The organism is Inmirania thermothiophila (assembly GCF_003751635.1).
Taxonomy (GTDB): domain Bacteria; phylum Pseudomonadota; class Gammaproteobacteria; order DSM-100275; family DSM-100275; genus Inmirania; species Inmirania thermothiophila.
In genome coordinates this window covers 77,338-104,114 of record NZ_RJVI01000001.1, presented here as the reverse complement: position 1 = coordinate 104,114, position 26,777 = coordinate 77,338, and the positions used below count along the sequence as shown (strand labels likewise).

The 26,777-nt window shown below is 73.8% G+C and carries 24 protein-coding genes and 1 tRNA gene; 8 read left to right on the top strand and 17 right to left on the bottom strand.

Annotated features, from left to right (window positions below; translation table 11 throughout):
- The 3 genes from EDC57_RS00460 to EDC57_RS12685 are packed head-to-tail and all read left to right on the top strand — an operon-like array spanning position 1 to position 5,367.
- Complete coding sequence (locus EDC57_RS00460) at positions 1 to 822, top strand: prepilin-type N-terminal cleavage/methylation domain-containing protein (RefSeq protein ID WP_123399173.1); 822 nt, start codon at positions 1 to 3, stop codon at positions 820 to 822.
- Positions 819 to 1,253, top strand: a complete 435-nt coding sequence (locus EDC57_RS12690) for a hypothetical protein (RefSeq protein ID WP_170164992.1) — start codon at positions 819 to 821, stop codon at positions 1,251 to 1,253. The genes EDC57_RS00460 and EDC57_RS12690 overlap by 4 nt, the downstream gene beginning before the upstream one ends.
- On the top strand, positions 1,243 to 5,367 hold the full coding sequence (locus EDC57_RS12685) for a DUF6701 domain-containing protein (RefSeq protein ID WP_170164991.1): 4,125 nt from the start codon (positions 1,243 to 1,245) through the stop codon (positions 5,365 to 5,367). Before EDC57_RS12690 ends, EDC57_RS12685 begins: the two co-directional genes overlap by 11 nt.
- Here EDC57_RS12685 and ntrC read toward each other — a convergent pair.
- The 13 genes from ntrC to rpsU form a co-directional block, all read right to left on the bottom strand.
- The gene (gene ntrC, locus EDC57_RS00445; protein ID WP_123399169.1) at positions 5,349 to 6,821 is read right to left on the bottom strand and encodes a nitrogen regulation protein NR(I); all 1,473 of its coding nucleotides are present in this window, start codon (positions 6,819 to 6,821) and stop codon (positions 5,349 to 5,351) included. The two genes, EDC57_RS12685 and ntrC, sit on opposite strands and share 19 nt — an antisense overlap.
- A complete protein-coding gene (gene glnL, locus EDC57_RS00440; RefSeq protein WP_123399167.1) occupies positions 6,814 to 7,863 on the bottom strand; it encodes a nitrogen regulation protein NR(II) in 1,050 nt (349 codons plus the stop codon). Before glnL ends, ntrC begins: the two co-directional genes overlap by 8 nt.
- A 113-nt stretch (positions 7,864 to 7,976) precedes the next feature.
- Positions 7,977 to 8,519: a DUF4124 domain-containing protein gene (locus tag EDC57_RS00435; protein ID WP_123399165.1), complete on the bottom strand. Its 543-nt coding sequence runs from the start codon at positions 8,517 to 8,519 to the stop codon at positions 7,977 to 7,979.
- Positions 8,520 to 8,617: 98 nt separating this feature from the next.
- Positions 8,618 to 10,027 carry a glutamate--ammonia ligase gene (gene glnA / locus EDC57_RS00430; protein ID WP_123399163.1) on the bottom strand — a complete coding sequence of 470 codons (1,410 nt, stop codon included), beginning with the start codon at positions 10,025 to 10,027 and terminating at the stop codon, positions 8,618 to 8,620.
- Positions 10,028 to 10,215: 188 nt separating this feature from the next.
- Positions 10,216 to 11,376 (bottom strand): cation diffusion facilitator family transporter, encoded by a 1,161-nt coding sequence (locus tag EDC57_RS00425; RefSeq protein WP_123399161.1) that lies wholly within the window; start codon positions 11,374 to 11,376, stop codon positions 10,216 to 10,218.
- Complete coding sequence (locus EDC57_RS00420; RefSeq protein ID WP_123399159.1) at positions 11,366 to 11,602, bottom strand: sulfurtransferase TusA family protein; 237 nt, start codon at positions 11,600 to 11,602, stop codon at positions 11,366 to 11,368. The genes EDC57_RS00425 and EDC57_RS00420 overlap by 11 nt, the downstream gene beginning before the upstream one ends.
- A complete protein-coding gene (locus EDC57_RS00415) occupies positions 11,599 to 12,645 on the bottom strand; it encodes a tRNA (5-methylaminomethyl-2-thiouridylate)-methyltransferase (RefSeq protein WP_123399157.1) in 1,047 nt (348 codons plus the stop codon). Before EDC57_RS00415 ends, EDC57_RS00420 begins: the two co-directional genes overlap by 4 nt.
- Before the next feature lie 97 nt (positions 12,646 to 12,742).
- Positions 12,743 to 13,327, bottom strand: coding sequence for a hypothetical protein (locus EDC57_RS00410; protein ID WP_123399155.1), 585 nt, complete (start codon positions 13,325 to 13,327; stop codon positions 12,743 to 12,745).
- A 100-nt stretch (positions 13,328 to 13,427) separates the two neighbouring features.
- Positions 13,428 to 13,500: transfer RNA gene (locus tag EDC57_RS00405), tRNA-Ile, on the bottom strand.
- Between the two features lie 73 nt (positions 13,501 to 13,573).
- A complete protein-coding gene (gene rpoD / locus EDC57_RS00400; protein ID WP_123399153.1) occupies positions 13,574 to 15,406 on the bottom strand; it encodes an RNA polymerase sigma factor RpoD in 1,833 nt (610 codons plus the stop codon).
- 89 nt (positions 15,407 to 15,495) lie between these two features.
- Positions 15,496 to 17,226 carry a DNA primase gene (dnaG, locus tag EDC57_RS00395; RefSeq protein WP_123399151.1) on the bottom strand — a complete coding sequence of 577 codons (1,731 nt, stop codon included), beginning with the start codon at positions 17,224 to 17,226 and terminating at the stop codon, positions 15,496 to 15,498.
- A gap of 28 nt (positions 17,227 to 17,254) precedes the next feature.
- Complete coding sequence (locus EDC57_RS00390; RefSeq protein WP_123399149.1) at positions 17,255 to 17,710, bottom strand: GatB/YqeY domain-containing protein; 456 nt, start codon at positions 17,708 to 17,710, stop codon at positions 17,255 to 17,257.
- A 4-nt stretch (positions 17,711 to 17,714) separates the two neighbouring features.
- A complete protein-coding gene (rpsU, locus tag EDC57_RS00385; protein WP_123399147.1) occupies positions 17,715 to 17,930 on the bottom strand; it encodes a 30S ribosomal protein S21 in 216 nt (71 codons plus the stop codon).
- A 65-nt stretch (positions 17,931 to 17,995) separates the two neighbouring features.
- On the opposite strand from rpsU, the gene tsaD reads away from it, so the two are divergent.
- Positions 17,996 to 19,033: a tRNA (adenosine(37)-N6)-threonylcarbamoyltransferase complex transferase subunit TsaD gene (gene tsaD / locus EDC57_RS00380; protein ID WP_123399145.1), complete on the top strand. Its 1,038-nt coding sequence runs from the start codon at positions 17,996 to 17,998 to the stop codon at positions 19,031 to 19,033.
- Positions 19,034 to 19,036: 3 nt separating this feature from the next.
- On the opposite strand, the gene plsY is transcribed toward tsaD, so the two are convergent.
- From plsY to gshA, 4 genes are read right to left on the bottom strand one after another with little or no spacing between them, the layout of a single operon-like run.
- A complete protein-coding gene (gene plsY / locus EDC57_RS00375; protein WP_123399143.1) occupies positions 19,037 to 19,630 on the bottom strand; it encodes a glycerol-3-phosphate 1-O-acyltransferase PlsY in 594 nt (197 codons plus the stop codon).
- Positions 19,631 to 19,679: 49 nt separating this feature from the next.
- Positions 19,680 to 20,558, bottom strand: coding sequence for an energy transducer TonB (locus EDC57_RS00370; protein ID WP_123399141.1), 879 nt, complete (start codon positions 20,556 to 20,558; stop codon positions 19,680 to 19,682).
- Positions 20,555 to 21,517, bottom strand: coding sequence for a glutathione synthase (gshB, locus tag EDC57_RS00365; RefSeq protein ID WP_123399139.1), 963 nt, complete (start codon positions 21,515 to 21,517; stop codon positions 20,555 to 20,557). The genes EDC57_RS00370 and gshB overlap by 4 nt, the downstream gene beginning before the upstream one ends.
- Before the next feature lie 4 nt (positions 21,518 to 21,521).
- A complete protein-coding gene (gene gshA, locus EDC57_RS00360) occupies positions 21,522 to 22,817 on the bottom strand; it encodes a glutamate--cysteine ligase (RefSeq protein ID WP_123399138.1) in 1,296 nt (431 codons plus the stop codon).
- A 165-nt stretch (positions 22,818 to 22,982) separates the two neighbouring features.
- Between gshA and EDC57_RS00355 the strand changes: the two genes are divergently transcribed.
- Genes EDC57_RS00355 through EDC57_RS00340 form a run of 4 tightly spaced genes read left to right on the top strand, consistent with a single transcriptional unit; the run spans position 22,983 to position 26,765 of the window.
- Positions 22,983 to 23,387, top strand: coding sequence for a response regulator (locus EDC57_RS00355; RefSeq protein WP_123399136.1), 405 nt, complete (start codon positions 22,983 to 22,985; stop codon positions 23,385 to 23,387).
- Between the two features lie 40 nt (positions 23,388 to 23,427).
- Positions 23,428 to 23,793 carry a response regulator transcription factor gene (locus EDC57_RS00350; RefSeq protein ID WP_123399134.1) on the top strand — a complete coding sequence of 122 codons (366 nt, stop codon included), beginning with the start codon at positions 23,428 to 23,430 and terminating at the stop codon, positions 23,791 to 23,793.
- Positions 23,794 to 23,797: 4 nt separating this feature from the next.
- On the top strand, positions 23,798 to 24,325 hold the full coding sequence (locus tag EDC57_RS00345; protein WP_123399131.1) for a chemotaxis protein CheW: 528 nt from the start codon (positions 23,798 to 23,800) through the stop codon (positions 24,323 to 24,325).
- A 49-nt stretch (positions 24,326 to 24,374) separates the two neighbouring features.
- Positions 24,375 to 26,765, top strand: a complete 2,391-nt coding sequence (locus EDC57_RS00340; RefSeq protein WP_123399129.1) for a methyl-accepting chemotaxis protein — start codon at positions 24,375 to 24,377, stop codon at positions 26,763 to 26,765.
- The last annotated feature ends 12 nt before the right edge of the window (positions 26,766 to 26,777 follow it).

Genomic DNA, 26,777 nt, shown 5'->3' with positions numbered 1-26,777 from the left:
ATGGTGCGCGGGCGCGGCTTCACCCTCGTCGAGCTGGTCGCGGTGATGACCATCATCGGCGCCATCGCCGCCGTCGCCGCCTCCTTCATCCCCGGCGCGGTGACCTCCTACCAGGCGGTCTCGCGCCGCGCCGAGCTCACCGCGGTGGCCGAGCTCGCGCTTCAGCGCATGGCGCGCGACCTGCGCGCGGCGCTGCCCAACAGCGTGCGCGTGACCGGGGGCGGCACCGTGCTGGAGCTGGTGGAGAGCGTGGATGCGGCGCGCTACCGCGACGACCCGCCGCCCGGAAGCCCGGACGCCGTCCTCGACTTCACCGCGCCCGACGACGCCTTCGACGTCATCGGGCGCCTGACGCGCTTCGCCGAGATCCAGGTGCCCGGCGACGCGGTGGTGATCTACAACCTCGGCGTGGCAGGGGCCGACGCCTACGCGGGCGACAACCGCGCCGCCCTCGCCGGCGGCACCACGGACAGCCACATCGCGCTCGCCGCGCCGACGCAGTTCCCGCGGCCCTCGCCCCGGCAGCGCTTCTTCGTCGTGCGCGGGCCGGTGACCTACCTCTGCGACCCCGCCGCCGGCACCCTCACCCGCTACCACGGCTACGGCTGGCACGCGAGCCAGGCCGACGTGGACACGACGGCGGAGCTTGCCGCCCTCGGCGCCGGCGAGGCCCGCATGGCCGCCGGCGTCACCGCCTGCAGCTTCACCTACCAGGCGGGCACGAGCCGGCGGGCGGCGCTGGCGACGCTGCGCATCAGCCTGGCCCAGGGGGACGAGTCGGTGACCCTGCTGCGCCAGGTCCACGTGGTGAACGCGCCGTGAGGGGCCGGGGCTTCGCCACCGTGACCGCGGTCTTCCTCCTGGTGGTGCTCGCCGCCATCGCCACCTACCTCCTCACGGTGGCCGGAGCACAGCGCGAGACCGCCCGCTACGCGGTGCAGGGGGCGCGCGCCTACCAGGCGGCCCTGGCAGGCATCGAGTGGGCGCTGCACCAGATCGCCCCCACCGGCGCGGCCGCGCCCTCGGCCGCCTGCGGCACGGCGCCGGCCACCGACGTCGCCACCACCTTCACCGTCGCCGCCGGGGGCGGGGCGGACTTCACCGTGACCGTCGTGTGCCGATACACCGAACACAGGGAGCGCGCCGACGACTATGCGGTCTACGAGATCACCAGCACCGCCGAGACCGGGGCCTGGGGTAGCCTCGCCTACGTGCGGCGGCGGATCCGGACGGTGGTGACCGATGCGCCGTGAGGACGGAGGCCGGGGGGCGCTTGCAGCCCTGGTGCTCTTGGCGGGGCTCGCGCCGGGCGCCGCGGAGGCGTGGTGGGATCCGGCCTGGAGCGCCCGCGAGCAGCTCGAGGTGCGGGTCGGGCCCAACGTGCCCGACAAGGGCTACGCGGGCTACACGGTGCGGGTCGTCGTCGACGGCAAGGCCTGGATCGCCGCCGGCACCCTGCAGCCCGACTGCGACGATCTACGGGTCGTGTACGGCGACGGGAGCACGGCCAAGGAGCTCCCGCGCCACGTGGTGGGCTGCGGCACCGCCGCCACCGAGGTGCGCTTCAAGCTCGCCGCCGACATCGCCGCCAACGGCAGCGACGCCGGCTACTACCTCTACCACGGCAACCCGGCTGCTCCCGCGCCGGCCGCCCCGGGCCCCACCGACGTCTACCTCTGGTACGACGATGCCAGCGTCGACCGCAGCGCAAGCTACGTCCACGGCCGTATCGATCCCTGGCATGGCCAATGGTGGGACGACTCCCTGACCTGGGATGCGGCGGGCTACTACCGCTACCGCAACGACGACAACCACACCAGCGGCTACCGGCGGACGGTGGACGAGCGCGACGTCTACATCGAGGCCGAGTTCTACCACACGGGCTGCTTTCCCCTCAGCATGACCACGGGGCTGCTGGTGCGGGGCCGCATCGACTCGGGAAGCGGCGGCAGTGAGACGTCCGACAGCTACTACGCCTCGAACCGCGGCGAGCAGGACGGCTGCGGGAGCAACCACGACTACCCGCACGACGGCGACATCCTGCGGGGCGAACGCACCGTCACGGCGGTGGACGGCCCCAACCCGCCCGCCATCGCCACCGGACGGTGGCGGCGCCAGGCGCTTGCGGCGTGGGGTGTCGGGCCCACCCGTCTCAAGTTCTGGGACAGCGACGCGGGCTGGGCGAGCATGGGCTGGCCCACCGACGCCGAGCTCCAGGCCTCCGGCACCGACGGCGGCGGCGACGAGGTCACGGGGCGCGGCTTCGTCGCGGTCATGACGGCCCAGGACCAGGCCCGGCTGCGCAACATCCTCGTGCGCCGCTACGTCGAGCCGGAGCCGACGGTGACCCTGGTGGGCGCCGGGGGCGGTCCCGTGTGCTCCACCACCACGGTGGGCACGGACGACCTCAAGGCGGTCCACGGCGTGTCGGACCGCTGGGTCCTCGCGGTGGGCAAGAAGGGCCAGATCCTCGAATACGACGGCGCCGGCTGGACGGACGTGGCGACGCCGACGACCGAGGAGCTGAAGGGGATCTTCGCCCTCGACACGGTGACGGCCTTCGCGGTGGGGGACAAGGGCGCCGTGCTCCGCCGCGGCGCGGGCGGCTGGAGCGTCCTCCCGGGGCCGGGCACCACCAAGGACCTCGAGGCGGTCTGGGCCTACTCGGCGGGCGAGGTCTACGTCGCGGGCAAGGACGGCACCCTGTGGCGGTACGACGGTGCGGCGTGGACCGATCTCTCGCGGGCGGCGGGCACCGGTGGGAAGGACGACTTCAAGGACCTCTGGGGCGATGCCTCGACCCTCTACGCCCTCACCGACGACGGCAAGCTGTTCTGGCTCGACCGCGCCTCCGGCGTCTGGCGCAGCGACGGCGCGTCCTGCCCGGCGAGGACGCGGGGATTCGAGAGCCTGTGGGGGGGCGGGGGCGTGCTCTACCTCGCGGGCAAGGACGACAAGAAGGGCGCGGTCTACCGTTGGGACGGCGCATCCTGCACCGTGGTGGCGACGGCGTTGGAGGACCTCAAGGGGATCTACGGCGCGGGGGCGGACCGCATCGTGGCGGTGGGCAAGAAGGGCGTGGTCCTGAGCTGGGACGGCGCGGCCTGGAGCGAGACCACCGAGGCAGGCGGCACCGATCTCGAGGAGGTGTGGGTCTCCCCCTCGGGGCTCGCCTACTACGCCGGCAAGGGCGGGACGGTGACCGTCTGCAGCGGGGCCGTGCCGACGCTGGACCACTTCGTCGTCGACGCCGGCGCGGGCACCGCGAGCACCTGCATGCCGCGTGCGGTCACCATCACCGCCTACGACAGCTCCGGCGCGGTGCTCGGCGGCTACACCGGCACCGTCTCCATCACCACCTCCGCCGGCCACGGCGACTGGTCGGTCTCCGCCGGTTCCGGCACCCTCGACAACGGCGGCGCCGACGACGGTGCCGCCACCTACACCTTCGACGCCGCCGACGGCGGCAGCGTCGTGCTGGAGCTTGCAGACGTCCACGCCGACGACCTCACCATCACGGTGGCCGACGCCTCGGCGGGGGTGGGCAGCACCTCCGCCACGGTGTCCTTCCGCGACGACGCCTTCGTCCTGACCCCCACCGACACGCTGGGTACCGAGGTGGTGGCCGGGCGCGGCCACGGCTTCAAGGCCGAGCTGTGGCGGCGCGATCCGGTCACGGGCGACTGCGCCGTCGCCGCCGGCTACGCCGGCGCGGTCAAGCTCAAGGCCTGGGTGGTGCGCGACGGGGCCGACCCCGGGGGGGGCGGGCCGGCCATCGGCGGCACCGTGCTGCCGGACAGCGCCCCGCTCGGCAACAACATCGCCCTGACCTTCGTCGCGGGTGTCGCCGGCTTCACCCTGGACACCAGCGACGCCGGCAAGTACGCCCTCGCCCTGCGCGACGATGAGTCGGGCTTCGCCCGGGACGCGGCGGGCAACCCGCGGCCCATCGCCGGCGGCTCCGCCACCCTCACGGTGCGCCCCTTCGGGCTGTCGCTGGAGGGGATCCAGGCGGGCGGCACCGCCAACCCGGGCAGCACCACCCCGGCCGGTGCGGTGTTCGCCAAGGCCGGGCGCCCCTTCGACGTGCGCGTGCGTGCGGTGATCTGGCAGGCGGCGGACGACGCCGACGGCGACGGCGTCCCGGACGCGGGGGCGGATCTTGCGGACAACGGCACCACCCCCGCCTTCGCCTGGTCGACGACCCTCGCCGCGGGGGCGCCGTATGCCCCGGCGGGCGGGGCCCTCGGGAGCCTCGCCCGGGGCGGTGTCGGCGCCCCCGTGGTGGCCGCCTCCGAGTACGCGGCGGGGGAGGCGACGGTGAGCGATCTCGGCTACTCCGAGGTGGGCGCCTTCACCCTGGGCGCCTCCGCCAGCGCCTATCTCGGCAGCGCCGGGGTCGACGTCGGCGCGGTCGGGGTTACGGTGGGCCGGTTCACGCCCGACCATTTCGACGTCGCCCTCAACACCCCGGCGTTCGACACCTTCTGCGACGCCGGCGGCTTCACCTACCTCGGCCAGCCCTTCGGCTACGCCACCGCGCCCGTGATCACGGTGACCGCGCGCAACGCCCAGGGCGGCACCACCGCCAACTACACCGGGGCGTGGATGCGGCTGACCAACGCGAGCCTGGGCCTGCCCGCCTACGCGGCCGCCACCGGCACCCTCGATCTCTCGGGCCTGCCCGCCTCGGGCGATCCCGCCATCGCCGACCTCGGGGCCGGCACCGTGACCCTCACCTTCTCCGCCGGCAGCGGCCTGCGCTTCGACCGCTCCGGCGGTCCCGTGCCGCCCTTCGACGCCGAGATCGCGCTGTCGCTGGACGTGGTGGACGCCGACGGCGTCGCCTATGCCGGCAACCCCGCGCGGTTCGGCGACGCCAGCGCCGGCAACGGCATCGCCTTCGACGCCGGCAAGTCCATGCGCTACGGGCGGCTGGCCCTGGATCCGGCCCACGGCCCGGAGCTGCTGCCGCTTCAGCTTCCGCTTCGCATCGAGTACTGGGGCGACCCCGACGGCGACGGTGTCGCGAGCTTCGTCACCCACGCCGACGATGCCTGCACCACGGTGGCGGCCTCCGCCGTAAGCCTCTCCGGCTACACCGGCAACCTCGATCCGGCCGACCTCGACGGCGACGGCGACGGGCTGCCGGACGTGGCGGTGACGCTTTCGGCCGGGGCCGGCAGCGTCGCCCTCACGCAGGCCCCCGGCGCCGGCAACGACGGCGCCGCGGAGGTGGGCGTCGACGCCCCCGTCTGGCTCGAGTACGACTGGAAGGGGACGGGTGCGGCCGACCCCGCGGCGCGGGCCACCTGGGGCGTCTACCGCGGCGACGACTACCGCATCTATCAGCGCGAGCTGTACTGACCGGCCCTGCGGGGCGCCGGCTGGCGCCTCTCCTCCCCCGGCTCGATGCCGAGCTCGCGCAGCTTGCGGGTGAGTGTGTTGCGGCCCCAGCCCACGAGGCGGGCGGCCTCCTGCCGCAGGCCTCCGGTGTGGGCCAGCGCGGTCTCGGCCAGCGCCCGCTCGAAGCGCGGGCCGGCCTCGGCGAGGAGGTCGGCGGCGCCGGCGGCGAGGCGCGCCGCGGCCCAGCGGCGAAGCGCCGCCTCCCAGTCCTCGGCCGCCTCGGGGGCCGGCGCGGCGTCGGCGCACAGCTCCGGCGGCAGGTCCTCGGCCTGGATCTCCCGCCCCGACGCCATCACCGTGAGCCAGCGGCAGGTGTTCTCGAGCTGGCGGACGTTGCCGGGCCAGGGGAGCGAGCCCAGCACCGCCGCCGCCTCGTCGCTCAGGCGCTTGGGCTCGACCCCCATCTCCGCCGCGGCGCGGCGGAGGAAGTGGCGGGCGAGCCGGGGGATGTCGCTGCGGCGCTCACGCAGCGGCGGCACGCGGATGCGGATGACGTTGAGGCGGTGGTAGAGGTCCTCGCGGAAGAGCCCCTCGCGCACCCGCGCCTCCAGGTCCTGGTGGGTGGCGGCGATGACGCGCACGTCGACGCGCACCGGGTCGCGCCCGCCGACGGGGAAGAACTCGCCGGTGGCGAGCACCCGCAGCAGCCGCGTCTGCAGCTCCGCCGGCATGTCCCCGATCTCGTCGAGGAACAGCGTCCCGCCGTGGGCCTGCTCGAAGCGCCCGGGCCGGCGCGACGCCGCGCCCGTGAAGGCCCCCTTCTCGTGCCCGAAGAGCTCGGATTCCAGCAGGTCCCGCGGGATCGCCGCCATGTTGAGGGCGATGAAGGGACCTCCCGCGCGCGGCCCGTGGCGGTGCAGGGCGTGGGCCACCAGCTCCTTGCCGGTGCCGGACTCGCCCACGATGAGCACCGTCGCATGGGAGCGCGCGAGGCGGCCGATGGCGCGGAAGACCTCCTGCATCGCGGGGTCCTCGCCGATGATCTCCGGCGCCGCCGCGGGCGGCGGCGCTTCGGCGGGGGCGCTTGCGCGCTGACGCAGGGCCCGCCGCACCAGGGCCACCGCCTCGTCCACGTCGAAGGGCTTGGCCAGGTACTCGAAGGCGCCCCCGCGGTAGGCGGAGACGGCGCTGTCCAGGTCCGAGTGGGCGGTGATGACGATCACCGGCAGGTCGGGGTCCTCGGCGCGCACCGCCTCGAGCAGCGCGAGACCGTCGAGGCCGGGCATGCGGATGTCGCTCACGAGGGCCTCGGGCGCCCCCTCGGCGCGCAGCGCCGCGAGCGCCGCATCGCCGTCGGCGAAGCAGCGCACCGCGAATCCCGCGCCCCCGAGCGCCCGCTCCAGGACCCAGCGGATGGAGCGGTCGTCGTCCACCACCCAGACGCGGGGGCGGCCGATGGCGTGAGGCTCAGCCATCCCTCTCCTCCAAGGGCAGCAGCAGGGTGAAGATCGTGCGCCCCGGCGCGCTCTCGCACTCGACGAGCCCGCCGTGCCGGACGGCGATGTCCTGGGCGATGGACAGTCCCAGGCCCGTGCCCTCCGGCCGCGTGGTCACGAGCGGATAGAAGATCTGCTCCTGCAGCTGCGGGGGCACGCCGGGGCCGTCGTCCTCCACCTCGATCCGCGCCACCAGCCGGTGGCGTCGCTCGCCGATGGTGAACTGGCGCTGCACCCGGGTGCGCAGCACCACGCGACCCCGCCCGCCCGTCGCCTGCAGCGCGTTGCGGCCGAGGTTGAGCACCGCCTGGATCAGGCCGTCGGCGTCCGCCGTGAGCTCCGGGATGCTGGGGTCGTAGTCGGCCACGACGCGGGCCTCGGGGGCCTCGGCGGCGAGGAGGTGGCGCACCCGCTCCGTGACCTCGTGGAGGTTGATCCTGCGGCGCCGCGGCTGGCGCGACGGCCCCAGCATCCGGTCCAGCAGCGCGCCGAGGCGGTCGGCCTCGGCGAGGATCACCTCCACGTACTCGCGGAGGGGGCTCGCCCCCAGCTCGCGGCCGAGCAGCTGCGCCGCGCCCCGCAGGCCGCCGAGGGGGTTGCGGATCTCGTGGGCGAGGCCGCGCAGCACCGAGGCCGTGACCTGCTGGCGGCTGCGCAGCTGGTCCTCGCGCGCGATCTGGAGCAGCCGGTCGAGCACCTGCAGTTCCACCACCAGATCGGCGGGCGGATCCCCCATGGGGGTCACCGTGCAGTCCACCGTCACCGTCCGCCCGTCGGCGAGGGCGAGACGGGCCTCGCGCTCGGTGAAGGGCTGGCCGGTCCGGGCGGCCCGCGCGAGGCGCTCGGCGAGCGGCCCGCTTCGCAGCAGGCGGGACAGCGGCATGGCGAGGACCTGGCGGCGGCTCAGTCCCAGCAGGTCCTCGCCGGCGGCATTGACGTGGCGCAGCCGGCCGTCCGGGGCGAGCAGCAGCACGGCGGTGGTGAGATGGTCGAGGAGCAGATCGTAGCGGGGCGGATCCATGTCCGAGCTCCCTGCAAGATGCGGGCCTGGATTTCGCAGGCCCGCACAGGGGGACGGGCGCAGGGGTCATGCACCATTGTAGTGCACGGCGCCCCGGACAGGGGCGGGGTCGTTCAGGAGGCGCCCGGGGCGGCCCGCCGCAGGAGCGCCGATTCCCGATGCAGATAGACGGTCACGGGTTCGGCGCGAGCGACCTCGCGGCCTTCGCCGTCCAGAACGCGGGCGCCGATGCGGTGGGTGCCGCGGTCGACGTTGGTAAGGGTGAACTGGGTGACGCGGGCGGGCGCCCCCTGGGGGCGGTCGTCGACGAGGATCTGCACCGCGTGGCCCTCTCGCAGCGCCGGCTCCAGGTTGACCACCACGGTGATGCGGCCCTCGTTGTCGCGGATGGTGGCCTCGGGCTCGGGGGCGGCGATGACCACGCGGCGGTAGCCCTCGGCCGCCTGCGGCGCGGGCGGAGTCGGCGGCCTGCGAGCCGGGGCCGGGGCGCGGAAGGTGGAGAGGGGGTCGAGACGCACGGCCTCGGCGCCCGGAGCCGGCCGGTCGCTGTAGTGGACCCGGCCTTCGGCGTCGGTCCACTTGTAGACCGCGGCGAGTGCGTGCGGGCCTGCAAGCCCGAGGACCAGCGCCAGCACGATGCCGCCCGATCCGCGCATGGCCGCAAGGATAGCACGGGGATGCCGGCGTCGCCGCGGCCCGGTGCGGAAAAGGAGAGGCCCCCGCGGGGCGGGGGCCTCGGCCGGCCTCGGTGGGTTCAGAGGCTGTAGTACATGTCGAACTCGACGGGATGGGTGGTCATACGCAGACGCGTGACCTCCTCCATCTTGAGGGCGATGTAGCCGTCGATCATGTCGTCGGTGAAGACGCCCCCCGCCTTCAGGAACTCGCGGTCCTTGTCCAGCGCCTCCAGGGCCTGGTCGAGGGAGTGGCACACGGTGGGGATCCGCTTCTCCTCCTCCGGCGGCAGGTCGTAGAGGTCCTTGTCCATGGGGTCGCCGGGGTGGATCTTGTTCAGGATCCCGTCGAGGCCGGCCATGAGCATGGCGGCGAAGCCGAGGTAGGGGTTGCCGCAGGCGTCCGGGAAGCGCACCTCGATGCGCCGGGCCTTGGGGCTCGGCACGTAGGGGATGCGCACCGAGGCCGAGCGGTTGCGCGCCGAGTAGGCGAGCAGCACCGGCGCCTCGAAGCCGGGCACGAGCCGCTTGTAGCTGTTGGTGGTGGAGTTGGTGAAGGCGTTGATGGCGCGTGCGTGCTTGAAGATGCCGCCGATGTAGTAGAGCGCCAGCTCCGACAGCCCGCCGTAGCCGTCGCCGGCGAAGAGGTTGACGCCGTCCTTGGACAGCGACTGGTGCACGTGCATGCCGGAGCCGTTGTCCCCCACCAGCGGCTTGGGCATGAAGGTCGCCGTCTTGCCGTAGGCATGGGCGACGTTCATGACCACGTACTTGAGGATCTGCAGCTCGTCGGCCTTGCGCACCAGGGTGTTGAAGCGGGTGCCGATCTCGTTCTGGCCGGCGGTGGCCACCTCGTGGTGGTGGGCCTCCACCTTGACCCCCATCTCCTCCAGGGTCAGTGCCATGGCGCAGCGCAGGTCCTGCATCGAGTCCACCGGCGGCACCGGGAAGTAGCCGCCCTTGATCGAGGGGCGGTGGCCGATGTTGCCGCCCTCGTAGACGCGCTCGGAGTTCCAGGAGGCCTCCTCGGAGTCCACCTTGACGAAGGAGCCGCTGATGTCGCTGGACCAGCGCACGTCGTCGAAGACGAAGAACTCGGGCTCGGGGCCGAAGAAGGCGGTGTCGGCGATGCCGGTGGAGCGCAGATAGGCCTCGGCGCGCTTGGCCAGCGAGCGCGGGTCACGCTCGTAGCCCTGCATGGTGCCGGGATCCACGATGTCGCAGCGCAGGATCAGGGTCGGCTCGTCGCTGAAGGGATCCATGACCGCGGTGGTCTCGTCCGGCATGAGGATCATGTCGGACTCGTTGATCCCCTTCCAGCCGGCGATGGACGAGCCGTCGAACATCTTGCCGTCGCGGAAGAAGTCCTCGTCGACGGTGTGGGCGGGCACGGAGACGTGCTGCTCCTTGCCGCGGGTGTCGGTGAAGCGGAGGTCGACGAACTTGACCTCCTTCTCCTGGATCATCTTGAGCACGTCGGATGCAGACATGGGTCTGGGTCTCCTTCCGGTGGGTCTTGAGACAGGGCCGCCACGGCGGCCGGTTGAGTTTCAGCGATCCCCTTCACTGCAAGCACGAAACATGCCAGCTTTCGGCGCCCCGATGGGGGCCGGTCCGTGCGCCCCCGGTGCACCATCATGGGGCGCAAAGCGGGCCCCCGATGCACCGGTTTGGTGCGTCAGCGAAAATGCACGCGCACCTCACCGATCTCCGTCAGCCCCGCCGCCGCCTCGCGCAGGGCGCGCGCGGTGGCCTCGGGGTCGGCGGCGGCCGCGAGCGGCAGCACCACGTCGACGTGGATGCGGCCCTCGAGGTAGTGGAGGGTGACCTCCTCGATCCGCGCCGCCTCGGGGATATGCCGCCAGCGCCGCTCCAGCCGCGCGAGCACCTCCCCGCGCAGGGGCAGCCCCTCGGAGGGGTTGCCGCCGGTGTCGTCCTCGGGGTCCACGTGGACGGTCACGTCGCGCACCTCGGGCAGCGCCTCCATGAGACGCGCGCGCACGGTCTCGCCGATCTGGTGGCCCTCCGAGACGCTGACGCGGGGGTCCACGAGGATGTGGACGTCCACCAGGGCATGCGGGCCCATGCGGCGGGTGCGCAGCATGTGCAGGGTACGCACCCCGTCGGTGCCGAGGATCACGCGGCGGATCTCGCGCACCCGCTCGGGCTCGAGGCCGGTGTCGATGAGCTCGCGCACGCCGCCGGCGGCGAGTTCCCAGCCCACCTTGGCGATCATGAGGGCGACCGCGACGGCGGCGACGGCGTCGAGGCTCTCGATCCCCAGCATGACCCCGCCGATGCCGAGCAGGACCACCACCGAAGAGACGGCGTCGCTGCGGTGGTGCCAGGCGTTGGCGCGGAGCAGATCCGACTGCACCCGGCGGGCGACGAGGACCGTGTACTGATAGAGGGCCTCCTTGGCGATCACGGAGAGGGCGGCGGCGGCGAGCGCCAGGGCCCCGGGACGCAGGAGCCGCTGCGGGTCCAGCAGCCGCTCCGCGGCGTCCCACAGGATCCCCGCCGCGACCCCGATGAGGAGCCCGCCGACGGCGACGGTGGCGACGGTCTCGATGCGGGCGTGGCCGTAGGGGTGCTCGGCGTCGGCGGCGCGGCTGCCCTCGCGTGAGGCGTAGAGGACGACGGCGTCGCTGGCGAGGTCGGACAGGGAGTGGACGGCGTCGGCCACCAGCGCCGCCGAGTGGCCGAGGAGGCCGGCGACGAGCTTCACCGCCGCGAGCACCACGTTGACGACGGCGCCGATGACGGTGGCGCGCCGGGTGGCGCGGTGCCGCGCCTCGTCCTCGGCGGCGTGGGCCGCCGTCGTCGCGTCAGCCGCCACCGCCGCCCACCCGCACCACGATGCGGACGATGTCGCGTCCCTGCTCGGTCTCCACCACCTCGTGGCCGTGGATGCGGCACCAGGCGGGGATGTCGGCGAGGGCGCCTGGGTCGGTGCAGAGCACCTCCAGCTCCTCCCCCGGGGCCATCTCGCGCACCCGCTCCTGGGTGCGGATCACCGGCATGGGGCAGAGCAGGCCCCGCGCGTCCAGTCGTCTGCGCGTCACACGTACCACCCCTGCGGGATCTCGTCCCGCCCCATGGGGGCCACCGTGAGGCGGCGGCTGCCGCCCGCGCGCTCCACCACCTCCACCTCCACCCGCTCGGCGTCGCGGCCCTGGCTGAAGCGCGCGGTGATGCGGGCGGCAAGCTCCAGGTCCGCCTCCGAGGCCTCGCCGTCGAGCAGGGTCAAGGGGCCCTTGTGGCTCACCGTGTAGAGGTGGGTGAAGCGCCGGCGGTAGCCCTCGAGGAAGCGGTTCTCGCCCTCCTCCCGGGCGACGATGAGCTTGAAGTGCGGCCGCGGGCGGATGTGCCGGCCCACCTTGAGCAGCATGATGTCGTCCAGGGTGTAATCGCGCCGCCCGCGGGCGCGCCAGAGATCGGCGAGCTTGGCCGAATAGGCGGCGTCGGTGAGGAAGCAGCAGCCGCCCGCGGGCTGGGCGAAGTCGTGCAGGCCGTAGCGGTGGGCGAGCTCGATCTGGCGCTTGCGGCTGCGCCCCGAGAGGTCCAGGAGACGCTCGCGGTCGACCCAGCCCTCGCGCTCGGGCAGGGTGGGGGGCAGGAGCTTGGCGCACAGCGGGCGCAGGAGCCGGTCGTGGGCCCCCGACTCGCGCGCCACCACGGGGAAGGTGTCGCGGCGCTGGGACATGGGGCGCTGGCCCAGCACCTCGCCGGTGATGACGAAGTCGAAGCCGTTCGCCTCCATCCACTCCAGGGCCTTGCGCACCATGAAGACCTTGCAGTCGAGGCAGGGGTTGAGGTTGGCCCCGTAGCCGTGGCGCGGATTCAGCAGCACCTCCTTGTAGGGCTCGGAGACGTCGATGATGTGCAGGCGGATGCCCAGCTGCTCGGCCACCCACAGCGCGTTGTTGCGCTTGGGGCGGGCGCGGTCGCGCTTGCGTATGGCGTGGGTGTGCCCCTCGACGCAGAAGCCGGTGAAGAAGTTGATGCCCTCGACGTGGATCCCCTGGTCGAGGATCAGGCGCGCGGCGAGCATCGAGTCGAGCCCGCCGGAGATGAGGGCGACGGCCTTGCGCTGGGGCTGGGGCATGGCGTGTGCGGTCCGTTCGTCGGGGCGGCAAGGATAACAGAGGGAGCCCGGCAGGGGTACCGTGCCGGGCTCCAACCCCTTGTTCGCGCGGGGATTGTCAGTGGCGGTGCGGGCCCGCGCCGGCGGGCCCCGCAAGCGGCGTCGCCGCCGTCAGCTCGGACAGGCGCCGGCGCGCGCGGGGACTGCCGGTGTCGGCCCAGAGCTCGTGCGCGGCGAGGGGGTCGAGGCGCTCGTCGCTGCGCATCGACTGGAGCACGTCCATCATCGCCACGAAGCCCTCCGCCAGGCGCCCGAACAGGGCCGCCTCGCCCGGGCGCGCGCCGTCGGCGAGCTGCCGGTAGGCGCTGGTGCCGAGGCGGACGAAGTAGCCCACGCGCACCCGCTTGCGCTGGGCGCGGCGCGGGAACAGGCCGGAGTAGAGCAGGCACTTGTCGCCCACGTCGCGGAGCCGCTCGCGGCGCAGGCGCCCCGCGGAGACGAGCCCGTCGAGGTATTCCACCGCGAGCACGGCCGCGGCCATGTCGGGCCGCTCGACGAAGCGCATGAGGAGGAAGGTCAGGTAGCTCTCGAGCTCCTCCTCGAGGCTGCAGCCGCAGGCCGCCTGGGCGTCGCGCACCAGCTTGTGCCACTGGGCGGTGGCGGTGGGCTCGAGGATCAGGTTCCCGGCGGGGCGTGTCGCCATCGGCTCCTCCCTTCGTCGGCTGAATCGGCAGGCTCGCGCCTTCCTTGATTCATAGACCGTCCGGAGCGGATGTCGACTCCCCATGGGGGAGGGCGGAGTGTGGGCCCGGCAGGATTCGAACCTGCGACCGAGTGGTTATGAGCCACCTGCTCTGACCGCTGAGCTACAGGCCCGGAAACGGACGGGGCGCCGCCCTTGCGGCGGCGCCCCATTGTAGCCTGCGGGCGGCGCCCGCGGTGCCCCGCCTCAGTCGGCGTCGAGGAAGCTGCGCAGGGGCTCCGAGCGCGCCGGATGCCGCAGCTTGCGCAGGGCCTTGGCCTCGATCTGGCGGATGCGCTCGCGGGTGACGTCGAACTGCTTTCCGACCTCCTCGAGGGTGTGGTCGGTGTTCATGTCGATGCCGAAGCGCATGCGCAGCACCTTGGCCTCGCGCGGCGTGAGCGTGGCCAGCACGCTGCGGGTGGCCTCGCGCAGGCTCTCGATGGTGGCCACCTCCAGCGGCGAGGGCACCGAGGTGTCCTCGATGAAGTCGCCGAGGTGCGAGTCCTCGTCGTCGCCGATGGGCGTCTCCATGGAGATCGGCTCCTTGGCGATCTTGAGCACCTTGCGCACCTTGTCCTCGGGCATGTCCATGCGCTCGGCCAGCTCCTCCGGGGTGGGCTCGCGGCCCATCTCCTGGAGCATCTGGCGCGCCACCCGGTTGAGCTTGTTGATGGTCTCGATCATGTGCACCGGGATGCGGATGGTGCGCGCCTGGTCGGCGATGGAGCGCGTGATGGCCTGGCGGATCCACCACGTGGCGTAGGTGGAGAACTTGTAGCCGCGGCGGTACTCGAACTTGTCCACCGCTTTCATGAGGCCGATGTTGCCCTCCTGGATCAGGTCCAGGAACTGCAGCCCGCGGTTGGTGTACTTCTTGGCGATGGAGATCACGAGGCGCAGGTTCGCCTCCACCATCTCCTTCTTGGCCCGCCGCGCCTTGGCCTCGCCGATGGACATGCGGCGGTTGATCTCCTTGATCTCGGCGATGGGCATGCCGGCCTCGGCCTCGATGGCGGCGAGGCGCGCCTGCAGCTTCTCGATCTCCTCGCGCCGGGCGCGGATCCCGGAGGAATACTTGCGCTTGGCGCGGACGAGCTTGTCCAGCCATTCCGCGTTGGTGGCGTTGGCGGGGAACTCCGCGATGAAGTCCTTGCGCGGCATGCCGGCCTCGTTCACCACCAGGCGCATGATCTGCCGCTCGTGCTCGCGGATGCGCTCGACGACGCCGCGCAGGTTGGCGACCAGGCGGTCGAGCTCGGCGGGCGCAAGCTTGAACTCCATGAAGCAGGCGGCGAGCTCCTCCTGCGCCTTGCCCGCGGCGATGCGCTTGCCCCGGGCGCGCCGGTGGGCGGCGACCACCCGCTCGTAGAGCTCGCGCAGGCGCGCGAAGCGCTGGCGGGCCTCGTCGGGATCGGGTCCGTTCGGGGCGGGTGCCTCCGCCTCCTCGGCAGACTCCTCGTCCCCGTCGTCGTCCGCGGCCTCGCACTCGCCGGGACGCACCGGCTCCGCGATCTCGTCGCTCTCGTCCTCGGGGCGGATGAAGCCCGCGATGAGCTCGTTGAGGCGCATCTCGCCACGCTCCACCCGCTCGTAGTCGGCGAGCAGCAGCGCGCTCGACCCCGGGTAGTCGGCGAGGGCCTGGCGGACCTGGCGCAGCCCCTCGTCGATGCGCTTGGCGATCTCGATCTCGCCCTCACGCGTGAGCAGCTCCACCGAACCCATCTCGCGCATGTACATCCGCACCGGATCGGTGGTGCGGCCGAACTCGGCATCGACGCTGGCGAGCGTCGCCGCCGCCTCCTCCGCCGCCTCCTCGTCGGTGACCGCATCGGAGAGGATCAACGCGTCGGGATCGGGCGGGGTCTCGTGGACCTCGATCCCCATGTCGTTGATCATCCCGATGATGTCCTCGATCTGCTCCGGGTCGACGATGTCCTCGGGCAGATGGTCGTTGACCTCGGCAAAGGTCAGGTAGCCCTGCTCCTTGCCGCGGGCGATCAGCCGCTTGAGCTCGCTCTTCTGCTCTTCCCGGTCCATAGTCACCTGCACCGTGCCTGCGCCTGGGCCTCGTGTCGGCCGAAGGCCGGAAAACATGAACCGCCCATTATAGTCGGATCCTGCCCCTGTCACGAAGTTTCGTCGCGCCGGCCCGCTCCGGTGAGGAGTGCGCGCAGCTCCGCCACCTCCGCCGGGGTGGCCTCGCCGCGCTCGTAGCGTTCCGTGAGCAGGCGCTGGCGGGCGCTGCGCGCCTGCGCCTCGAGGCGGGCGAGGACGGCCTCCAGTTCGGCGCGCGCCCCCGCCGCCGGGACGCCGTGTTCCCATGCCGCGATGCGGGCCAGGATCTCGGCCTCCTCGCGCCCGCGGAAATGCTCCAGGACGGCGCCGGTGGTTAGATGGGGGTCGGCGCGCAGGAGTTCAACGAGCTCGCAGAGCAGGCCGATGCCCGGCAGGTCGAGGGCCCGCCAGGGCGCGGGATCGGGCGCATCGCGGGCCAGGGCCGGCTGCTCGAGGAGGAGCGCGATGGCGAGGCGCACCGGGCGGCGGCGCGGGTCGGCGATGCCGCGGGGCCGCGGCGGCGCCGGCGCCGCCTCCTCGTCCTCGAGCGCAAGGCCGGTGCGGCGCGCCAGCTCCGCCGCGAGCAGGTCGCGGTAGAAGCCCGGCGGGATGCGCCGCAGCAGGGGGCGGGCGGCGGCGGCCAGGCGCGCGCGCCCCTCGATGGCGGCGAGGTCGAGGCCGCGGGCGAGGCCGTCGAGGAGGTGGCGGGAGAGGGGGGTCGCGTGCACCACCCGTGCCTCGAAGCGCTCGCGGCCCTCGCGCCGCACGAGGGTGTCGGGATCCTCGCCAGCGGGCAGGACCAGGAAGCGGACCTCCCGGTCGCCCTCGAGGAAGGGCAGCGCGGTCTCGAGGGCGTGCCAGGCGGCGCGCCGGCCGGCGGCATCGCCGTCGAAGCAGAAGACCACCTCCCGCGTGTGGCGGAAGAGGGCCGCCAGGTGCTCGGCGGTGGTGGCGGTGCCGAGGGTGGCCACCGCCCACGGCAGTCCGGCCTGGGCGAGGGCGATGACGTCCATGTAGCCCTCCACCACCAGCAGCCGCGGCGGGCGGGCCTCGGCGGCGAGGGCCTCGTGCAGGCCGTAGAGCAGCCTGCCCTTGTGGAAGAGCGGGGTCTCGGGGCTGTTGAGGTACTTGGGCGTGGCCTCGCCGAGGGCGCGGCCGCCGAAGCCGACGACGCGGCCGCGCACGTCGCGGATGGGAAACATGATGCGGTCGCGGAAGCGGTCGTGGCGGCGCCCGTCCTCGCGCTCCACCACGAGCCCCGCGCGCACGAGGAGCGCCTCCCGGCCGGCGAAGGCGCGCAGCAGCCCGTCCCATCCCGGCGGGGCGTAGCCGAGGCCGAAGCGGGCGGCGACGGCGCCGTCGAGCCCGCGCCCGCGCAGGTAGGCCACCGCCCGCGGCGCCGCCGGGTGCTCGCGGAGCTGGCGCCGGTAGTGGGCGCTCACCTCCTCGAGCAGGTCCCGCAGCGCCTCGAGGCCGGCGTCCCGGCGCGGTGCCCGCCCGCCCTCGCGGGGCACCTCGAGGCCGGCGCGGGCGGCGAGCTGCTCCACCGCCTCCGGGAACTCCAGGCGCTGGTGGCGCATGAGGAAGTCGATGGCGTTACCGTGGGCGCCGCAGCCGAAGCAGTGGAAGAACTGCTTGGCGGGGCTCACGGTGAAGGAGGGGGTGCGCTCCTCGTGGAAGGGGCAGCGGGCGGTGTAGTCGCGGCCGGCCTTGCGCAGCGGCACGTGGTCCTGGATCACGTCGACGATGTCGACGCGATCGAGCAGTTCCCGGATGAAGCTGCGGGGGATGCGCCCGCCCATCGATGCCCCGTCGGCCGGGGCCGCGGGCTCAGCCGCCGAGGCGCGCCTTGACCCGCGCGCTGACCTCGCCCATGTCGGCGCGACCCTGCACCTGCGGGCGCAGCAGCGCCATCACCCGGCCCATGTCGCGCATGGAGGCGGCCCCGGCCTCGGCCACCGCGGCCTCCACCAGGCGATCGAGCGCCTCGCCCGAGAGCGGCTCCGGCAGGTAATCGGCGATGACCGCGAGCTCGAACCGCTCCTGCTCGGCGAGGTCCTCGCGCCCGGCCTCCCGGTACTGCGCCTCGGCGTCGCGGCGCTGCTTGGCCATCTTGTCCAGCACCGCCATCACCCCCGCGTCGTCGAGGCGCGTGCGGGCGTCGATCTCGCGCTGCTGGATCGCCGCCAGCATCAGCCGCAACGCCCCGAGGCGGCGCTTGTCGCCGCCCTTGAGGGCGGCCTTCATGTCGTGCTCGATGCGGGCGCGGACGGCCGAGGCGCTCATCGGGTCAGTACAGGCGCTCGAGCCGCTTCTGCTCGCGCGCAAGCTTCTTGAGGTAGCGCTTGATGGCCGCGGCACGCTTGCGCTTGCGCGCCTCGGTGGGCTTCTCGTAGTACTCGCGGCGGCGCAGCTCGGTGAGGATGCCCGCCTTCTCGCAGGCCCGCTTGAAGCGGCGAAGCGCAACGTCGAAGGGCTCGTTCTCTTTCACGCGTACCGTCGGCATCGGTATAGTCACCTCCAAGTGGAAGGCACGACACGGTAAAAGCGAAATTCTATCGGGGCCCTGCGGTGGATGCAAAGCGCGCGTTTCGCTGCCTCGGCATCGAGACCTCCTGCGACGAGACCGGGGTCGCGGTCTACGAGCTCGGCCGGGGCCTGCTCGCGCAGGCCCTGCACAGTCAGGCGGCGGTGCACGCCCGCTACGGCGGGGTGGTGCCGGAGCTCGCCTCGCGCGATCACGTCCGGAGGCTGCCCGCGCTGGTGCGCCAGGCGCTGGCCGAGGCGGGGCTGTCCCCTTCGGGGCTGGACGGGGTCGCCTACACCGCGGGGCCGGGCCTCATCGGGGCGCTCCTGGTGGGGGCCGCCTTCGGCCGCGCCCTCGCCTGGTCCCTGGGGGTGCCCGCGGTGGCGGTGCACCATCTGGAGGGCCACCTGCTCGCCCCCCTGCTCGAGCCCGATCCGCCCGCCTTCCCCTTCGTCGCGCTGCTGGTCTCGGGCGGGCACACGCAGCTGCTCGCGGTGGCCGGCGTGGGCCGCTACCGGCTCCTCGGGGAGAGCCGCGACGACGCCGCCGGCGAGGCCTTCGACAAGACCGCGAAGCTGCTGGGGCTGGGCTACCCCGGGGGGCCGGCGCTCGCCGCGCTCGCCGACCGCGGCCGCCCGGGGCGCTTCCGCTTCCCGCGGCCGATGACGGACCGGCCCGGGCTCGACTTCAGCTTCAGCGGCCTCAAGACCCACGCCCTCTACACCCTGCGCGAGGCCGGCGGGGACGAGCAGACCCGGGCCGACATCGCCTGCGCCTTCCAGGAGGCGGTGGTGGAGACGCTGGTGATCAAGTGCCGGCGGGCGCTGCGCGCGACCGGCTTCCGCCGCCTCGTGGTGGCGGGCGGGGTGGGGGCCAACCGCGCCCTGCGCGAGGCCCTCGACGCCCTCGCGCGGGCCGAGGGGGTGCGCGTCCACTATCCGCGGCCGGCCTTCTGCACCGACAACGGGGCGATGATCGCCCTCGCCGGCTGCCTGCGCCTGGCCGCGGGCGAGGCCGCGGGCCTGGAGGTGGAGGCGCGCCCGCGCTGGCCGGTGGAGGCGCTGGCCCCGCCCGGCGGGTGAGCCTCAGCGGTCGGGGCCGCGGATCGGCTCCTCGCGCCCGGCCATGAGGTTGCGGATGTTGCTGCGGTGCCGCCAGTAGAGGAGCACGGTCATGACCGCGACCGTGCCCGCGGCGCGCGGCGCCCCCGTCGCCCACAGCGTGTAGAGGGGGGCCAGCGCCGAGGCCACCAGCGCCGACAGCGAGGAGATGCGCCAGAGGGCGGCGGTGGCGAGCCAGGTCCCCACCGTGAGCAGGCCCGCGAGCGGGTGCAGCCCGAGCAGGACGCCGAGCAGCGTCGCCACCCCCTTGCCGCCCTGGAAGCCGAAGAAGACCGGGTAGAGGTGGCCGAGAAAGGCGGCGAGGCCCACCAGCGAGGCCGCGAAGGGGTCGAGGCCCGCGAGCCGGGCCGCCGCCACCGGGACGAGCCCCTTGAGCATGTCCCCGGCGAGCGTCAGCGCCGCCGCGCGCCGCCCGCCGATGCGCAGGACGTTGGTGGCGCCGGGGTTGCGCGAGCCCTGGGTGCGCGGATCGGGCAGGCCGAGGGCGCGGCAGACGACGATGGCGCTCGAGAGCGAGCCCAGCAGATAGCCGGCGAGGATCCAGGCGGCCGTCTCCATGGGCCGCCATTTCAGCCCGCGCCGCGGGGGCGGTCAAGGACGGCGCCGCTCAGCGGTCGCTGCGCAGGCGGTTGTCGCTCTCGAAGCGCCAGGTGCGGACGATGTGGAGGATGTCGGTCTCGCGGCGGATCTCCGGCGGGAAGGGGGCGAAGGGCGCGGCGAGGCGCACGATGCGCTCGGCGGCCTGGTCCAGGATGGGCTCGCCGGAGGAGTGCAGGAGGCGGATCTCTTGCACCGTGCCGTCGGGGCGCAGGGCGACGTCCAGCATGAGGCTGCCGGTCAGGCCCCGGCGGCGCGCCTCCTCGGGGTAGTTGAGGTTGCCGATGCGCTCCACCTTGCGGCGCCACGCCTCCTCGTAGGCGGCGTACTTGTACTCGCGGGTGCGGGCGGAGATGAACTTCTGGCGTGGCTTGCGCGCGAAGGCCTCGCGGGTGAGGCCGATCTCGGCCGCGAGCGCCGCCATCTCGCGGGCCTGGCGCAGGAGGCGTGCGGCGTCGGGCTGCGGCGCGGGCTCAGGCTGCGCCCGCGGGGCCGGGGGGCGCGCGTCGGGGGCCCGCTCGACGGTCATGAGCGGCCGCTGCGGCGGCGCCGGCGGCGGCGCCTCGGCCGGTGTCGCCTGCGGCGCCGGCCCCGGCCGCGGCACCTCCAGCGGGGTGGCCGCAGGGGCCCGCGGGCGGCGCCGCGCCTCGGCGCGCCCACCCCCGTCCTGGGCCGCCTGCGCCAGGTACTCGGCGTCCTCGGGAGGGCGCTCGCTGCGCTCGTGCACCAGCGTGATCTCGAGCCGCTCCAGCGGCGGGCGGCGGGCGGGGGGCTCGCGGTCGAAGGTGACGCCGAGGATCACCACCGCGTGCAGGGCGGCGGCGAGAAAGACCATGAGACCGAGGCGGTCCTCGGGGCGCACCGGGGGGGTGTGGCGGCGCGCGTTCATGCTCCCGCGGCGCGACGGCCCGCCACCCGGTCCTCGATGCGCGCGATGAGGGTGCCGGCGATGTCGAGGCCGTAGATGCGCTCGAGCTCCCGGATGCAGGTGGGGCTCGTGACGTTGACCTCGGTGAGGCGGTCGCCGATGACGTCGAGGCCGACGAAGAGCAGGCCGCGGCGGGCGAGCTCAGGGCCGACGCGGGCGCAGATGGCGCGCTCGGCCGCGCCCAGCTCGACCCCGACGCCGGTGCCGCCGGCGGCGAGGTTGCCGCGCAGCTCCCCGGGGGCCGGCACCCGCGCCAGCGCATAGGGCACGGGTTCGCCGTCGATGAGGAGGATGCGCTTGTCGCCCTCGGCGATCGCCGGCAGGTAGCGCTGGATCATGGCGAAGCGGCGGCCGCGGCCGGTGATGGTCTCGAGGATGACGCTGACGTTGGGGTCGCCGAGGCGGACGCGGAAGACCGACTCCCCGCCCATGGCATCCAGCGGCTTGACCACGGCGTCGCCGTGCCGTTCGAGGAAGGCGCGCAGCAGCGCCGGGTCGCGTGCCACCCGCGTCGGCGGGCAGAGCTCGGGGAACCACAGCGCGGCGAGCTTCTCGTTGGCCTCGCGCAGGGCGGCCGGGCGGTTGACCACGCAGGCGCCGGCCCGCTCGGCGTGCTCGAGGACGTGGGTGGCGTAGAGGTAGTCCGGGTCCACCGGCGGGTCCTTGCGCATGAGCACGGCGTCGAGCGAGGCCAGCGCCCGGTCCTCGGCCTCGCCCAGGCGGTACCAGCCGGCGGGATCGTCGAAGACCTCCAGTGGGCGCATGCGCGCCCGCGCCTCGGCGCCCTCCAGGTAGAGGTCGCCGAGCTCCATGTAGAGGAGCTCGTGGCCGCGGCGCCGGGCCGCGAGCAGCATGGCCAGGGTGCTGTCCTTGCGGAAGTGGATGGACCCGATGGGGTCCATGACCACACCCAGGCGCATGGCCTCAGACCGCCTCCGCCATCTCCCGCGCCGCCGCCACGAGGGCGAGGCGGGCCACCACCCCGTAGGCGTAGAAGCGGTTGGCGCCGGCGTCGGGGTCGGCCGCGGGGTCGGGGTCGTTGCAGGGCTCGGCGAAGGCGAGCGGCTCGAAGTGCATCCCCGGGGCGTTGAGGTTCTCCCTCGGGCCGCGGCGGGTGTGGACGCGGTAGAAGCCGCCGACGACGAAGCGGTCGATGAGGTAGACCACGGGCTCGGCCACGTGCCCGGCCTCGCCCCAAGTCTCGGCCGTGGGTACCCCCTCCTGCACGATCACCCGCGTCACCGGCAGCCCGCCCTTGGTGGTGGCCATGCGCGTGCGCTGGCGGCGGTTGAGCTCGCGCACCTCCTCGACGCTGCGCACGCTCATCACCGCCATGCCGTAGGTGCCCGAGTCGGCCTTGACCACCACGAACGGCTCCTCGTCGATGCCGAACTCGCGGTACTTGGCCTCCACCGCGGCGAGGAGGACCTCGGTGTTGCGCGCGAGGCAGTCCTCGCCGTCGCGCTTCATGAAGTCGATCTCGCCGCAGTCGCGGAAGATGGGGGTGACGAGCCAGGGATCGAGCCCGATCAGCCCGGCGAGTTCCCGCGCCGCCGCCTCGTAGTGCCGGAAGTGGCTCGACTTGCGCCGCCGCTGCCAGCCCATCGCCGGCGGCGGCACCACCGGCTGTTCGAGCCCCGCCAGCAGCTCGGGCTCGCCCCCCGCAAGGTCGTTGTTGAGCAGGACGAGGCACGGCCGGTAGTCGTCGAGCCGCAGCCGCGCCCCCTCCCGCCGCACCGGCTCCAGGGTCACGGTGCGCCCGGAGGGCAGCTCGATGCGCCGCGGCGCCTCGAGCTCCGGCAGGAGCGAGCCGATGCGCACCTCGAAGCCCGCCTTGGCGATGATGGCGGCGAGGCTCGCGAGGCTCTCCAGGTAATGGACGTTGCGGGTGTGGTTCTCGGGCACCACGAGCACGCGGCAGGCCTCGGGGCGGACGCGGTCGAGGGCCGCCTGCACCGCCTGCACGCACAGCGGGGTGAAGGCCGGGCTGAGGTTGTTGAAGCCCGCCGGGAACAGGTTGGTGTCCACCGGCGCCAGCTTGAAGCCGGCGTTGCGCAGGTCCACCGAGGCGTAGAAGGGCGGCGGCGTGCGCTGCCACTGGCTGCGCAGCCAGCCCTCGATGCGGGCCTGGTGCTCGAGCAGGTGCCGCTCGAGGTGCAGCAGCGGCCCGGTGAGCGCGGTGGTGAGGTGCGGGACGCTCTCGGTGCGGACAGCGGACATGAGGCCCTCGCAGGCGGGTCGGGCACCGGATTATAGCCGCGGCGCCGCCGGCACGCCCACGGACCGCCTGCCAAGGGCTTGCGCGCCGGGGCTCAAGAATTGTCCGAGCTTGGCCGATCCACTACAGTGCGCTCACCGGACAGCGTGCCCGCACGAGGGGAGGAGATGGCGGTCGCCATGGATGCCACGGGTTCCGATCTTCAGGGCCTCAAGGTCATGGTGGTGGACGACAGCAAGACCATCCGCCGCACCGCGGAGACCCTGCTGCGCAAGGCCGGCTGCGAGGTGGTGACCGCCAACGACGGCTTCGAGGCCCTGGCGAAGGTGGTGGAGACGCGTCCGGACGTCATCTTCATCGACATCATGATGCCGCGGCTGGACGGCTATCAGACCTGCGCCCTGATCAAGCACAACCGCATGCTCAAGGACACGCCCGTGATCATGCTCTCGAGCAAGGACGGGCTGTTCGACCGCGCCCGCGGCCGCGTGGCCGGTTCCGACATGTACCTGACCAAGCCGTTCACGCGGGACGAGCTGCTGGGGGTGCTGCGCCAGTGCGTGCGCCGGTGAGCCGCAGCGGCGGCAGAGGCAGACGAGGAGGGAAGACCCCATGGCCCGTGTCCTGATCGTCGACGACTCGCCCACGGAGATCCACATCATCTCCACCATGCTGGAGCGCAACGGCTACGAGGTCCTCAGCGCCACCAGCGGGGAGGAGGGGGTGGAGATGGCGCGCAGCCAGCGGCCGGATCTGATCCTCATGGACATCGTCATGCCGGGGCTGAACGGCTTCCAGGCCACCCGGCAGATCGCGCGCGACCCGCAGACGGCGGGCATCCCGGTGATCATCGTCAGCAGCAAGGGCCAGGAGAGCGACAAGGTGTGGGGGCTGCGCCAGGGGGCCAAGGACTACATCGTCAAGCCCGTCACCGAACCCGAGCTGCTGGCCAAGGTGCGCGCGGTCCTCGGAGGCTGAGCCCGTGGATCCGCTGGCGCTCCTGCAGGAGGCCGAGGCCCGGTTCCGGGGCCGGGTCGAGCCGGTGCGCCTCGAGGGCGCCGAGCGGGAGACCTGGTCGGGGCTCGGCTTCCGCCTGGGGGCGCTGCGGCTGGCGGCCCCGCTCGCAGAGGTGGCCGAGATCCTCGAGCCGCCGCGCCTGACCCGGGTGCCGCACACCAAGCCGTGGCTGCTGGGAGTGGGCAACGTGCGCGGCACTCTCCTGCCGGTGGTGGACCTGCACGGACTCCTCTACGACACGCCGACGCCGCCCGGACCGCGCCGGCGGGTGATCGCGGCCGAGCACGGTGACCTGCGCGCCGGCCTCCTCGTGGAGGAGGCCTACGGCATGGTGCATTTTCCGGAGGAGGAGCGGGCGGCGGTGCTGCCGGCGCTGGGGGACGCCGTGCGGCCCTACCTCGTGCGCGCCTACTGGCACGAGGGCGGCTACTGGGGGGTCGTGAGCGTGCGTGCGCTGCTGGCGAGCGAGCGTTTCCTGAACGTGGCCGGCTGAGGCCGGACGGGTCGGCGCGGGGGAGCGCCGGAGTCGGAGGGCAGAAGCGATGAAACTGATCAACCTCTCGGGCGGGCGTGCAGGGGTCGGCCGGTATGTCGTCCTCGTGGGGCTGCTGGTGGCCTCGGTCGGCGCCATGGCCTGGCTCTTCCGCCAGCAGGCCGTGCTCGAGCAGACCGTGAAGGACTACCTGGTCCACACCACCGACATGCGGCTGACCGCCATCGAGCTCGGGCGGCTCGCGGCGGCGGCGACCGACGGCGACATCGAGGCCTTCGATCGCCTGGCCGCGGCCCGGGCGCGCATGGTCGAGCACATCAGCCACCTTGCCCTGGGCCACGGCGAGGAGGCGGCGGGGGACGGCCACGCCCACGGCGACGGCGAGGCCGCCGGCCACGGTCACGGCGAATCCGGGGAGGCGATGGTCCTGCCCGAGGTCAGCCCCGTGCCCCCGGATGCGCGCGACGAGCTGCAGCAGCTGGTCGAGCGCTGGAACGCCCTCCACGCGCAGGTGCAGGTGGTCCTCCCCGGGCGCGAGGCGGTGGCGGCGGTGGCCGGGCTCGTCCCCGAGCTCGAGCGGGCGCTGCCCCCCCTCAAGGACCGGGCCCGCAAGCTCATGGACGAGCTGGCCGCGCGCCGCGGCGGCGGCGCGCACATGCGCGAGCTGGCGCTGGTGCTGGCGGGCCTCGAGCGCATCGAGCGCGCGGCCGGGCGCCTCCTGCGCGGCGATGCCGCCGCGGTGGTGGCCGCCGACACCCTCGCCCGCGGCGCCCAGGAGGTGCAGGGGGCGCTCAAGGCCCTGCTCGAGGGCGACAGGGCGCGGGGCATCGCCCCGCTGCCGGCCCCGGAGGTGGCGGCCCTCGCCAATGCCTTCACCGGGATCTCCGCGCGCATCGACGAGGCCCTGGCGGCGGTGCCCGACTACTTCCGGGTGCGCGAGGCGGCGCGGGACGTGGAGGCCGCCCTCGGGCGTCTCGACGAGGCCACCGGGGCGCTGACCGCGGCCATCGTGGACGTCGAGGGGACGCGCTGGTGGTCGCGGCCGGAGGCGGTCTACGGCGTCGGCGCCCTCGCCCCGCTGCTGCTGATCCTCCTCGGCGTGCAGGTGGTGGGGCAGGTGCGCGCCCAGCGCGAGGAAAGCGAGCGCCTGGCGCGCGAGGCCGAGGAGCGCAACCGGCGCACCCAGGACGCCATCCTCACCCTCCTCGATGAGATGGCGAGCCTCGCCGACGGCGATCTCACCACCAACGCGACGGTGACGGAGGAGATCACGGGCGCCATCGCCGACTCCGTCAACTACGCCATCGAGGCCCTGCGCGAGCTGGTGCTCACCATCCGCCGCACCGCCGAGCGCGTCGCCCGCGCCGCCCAGGAGACGCGGGCGGTGGCCACCCATCTCGCCGAAGCGGGCGAGCAGCAGGCGGCCCGGATCGAGGAGGCGGCGGGCGAGATCGAGACCATGGCCGCCTCCATCGACCAGGTCTCGCGCGACGCCCAGTCCTCGGCGGAGGTGGCGCGCCGTTCGGTGGACATCGCCCATCGCGGCGCCGAGACCGTGCGCCGCACCATCGAGGGCATGGACGCCACGCGCGAGCAGATCCAGGAGACCGCCAAGCGCATCAAGCGCCTCGGCGAGAGCTCCCAGGAGATCGGCAGCATCGTCGGGCTCATCAACGACATCGCCGACCAGACCAACATCCTCGCCCTCAACGCCGCGATCCAGGCCGCCATGGCCGGCGAGGCCGGCCGCGGCTTCGCCGTGGTGGCCGACGAGGTGCAGCGCCTCGCCGAGCGCTCGGCGGAGGCGACCAAGCAGATCGAGACCCTGGTCAAGGCCATCCAGGCCGACACCAACGAGGCCGTCGCCTCCATGGAGGAGACCACCGCGGGGGTGGTGCAGGGGGCGCGCCTCGCCGAGGAGGCGGGCGCCGCCCTGGGCGAGATCGAGGACGTGTCCAGGCAGCTCGCGGGGCTGGTGGAGCGCATCTCGCACTCCTCGGTGGAGCAGGCCCGCGCGGCCTCCAGCGTCGCCAACACCATGAACGTCATCCGCGACATCACCCGCGAGGTGGCCGCGGGCAGCCAGGAGACGGCGCAGGCGGTGGCCAACCTCACCGAGCTCGCCTCGGAGCTGCGCGCCTCCGTGGCCGGCTTCCGCCTGCCCCAGGATGCGGAGATGGCGGTGCAGAGCGAGGCCGCGCCCGCGGCGCCGGCGGTCGAGGAGGCCCCGGCCGCCCCGCAGCCGACCGCTGCCGCTGAGCCCGCGGTGCAGGGGGCGCCGGCGGTGGAGCGGCGCCGGCCCCCCGCGGCGGCGCCGGAGCTCGAGGACGAGGCCCGGCGCGCGGTGGAGGAGGAGGTGGCCGAGCTGGCCCCGGAGGCGGTGGAGGAGATCGACCTCGATCTCGGCGGCGAGACCCCGGTGCGCGCGGGCGGTCGGTGACGATCCCCGCCC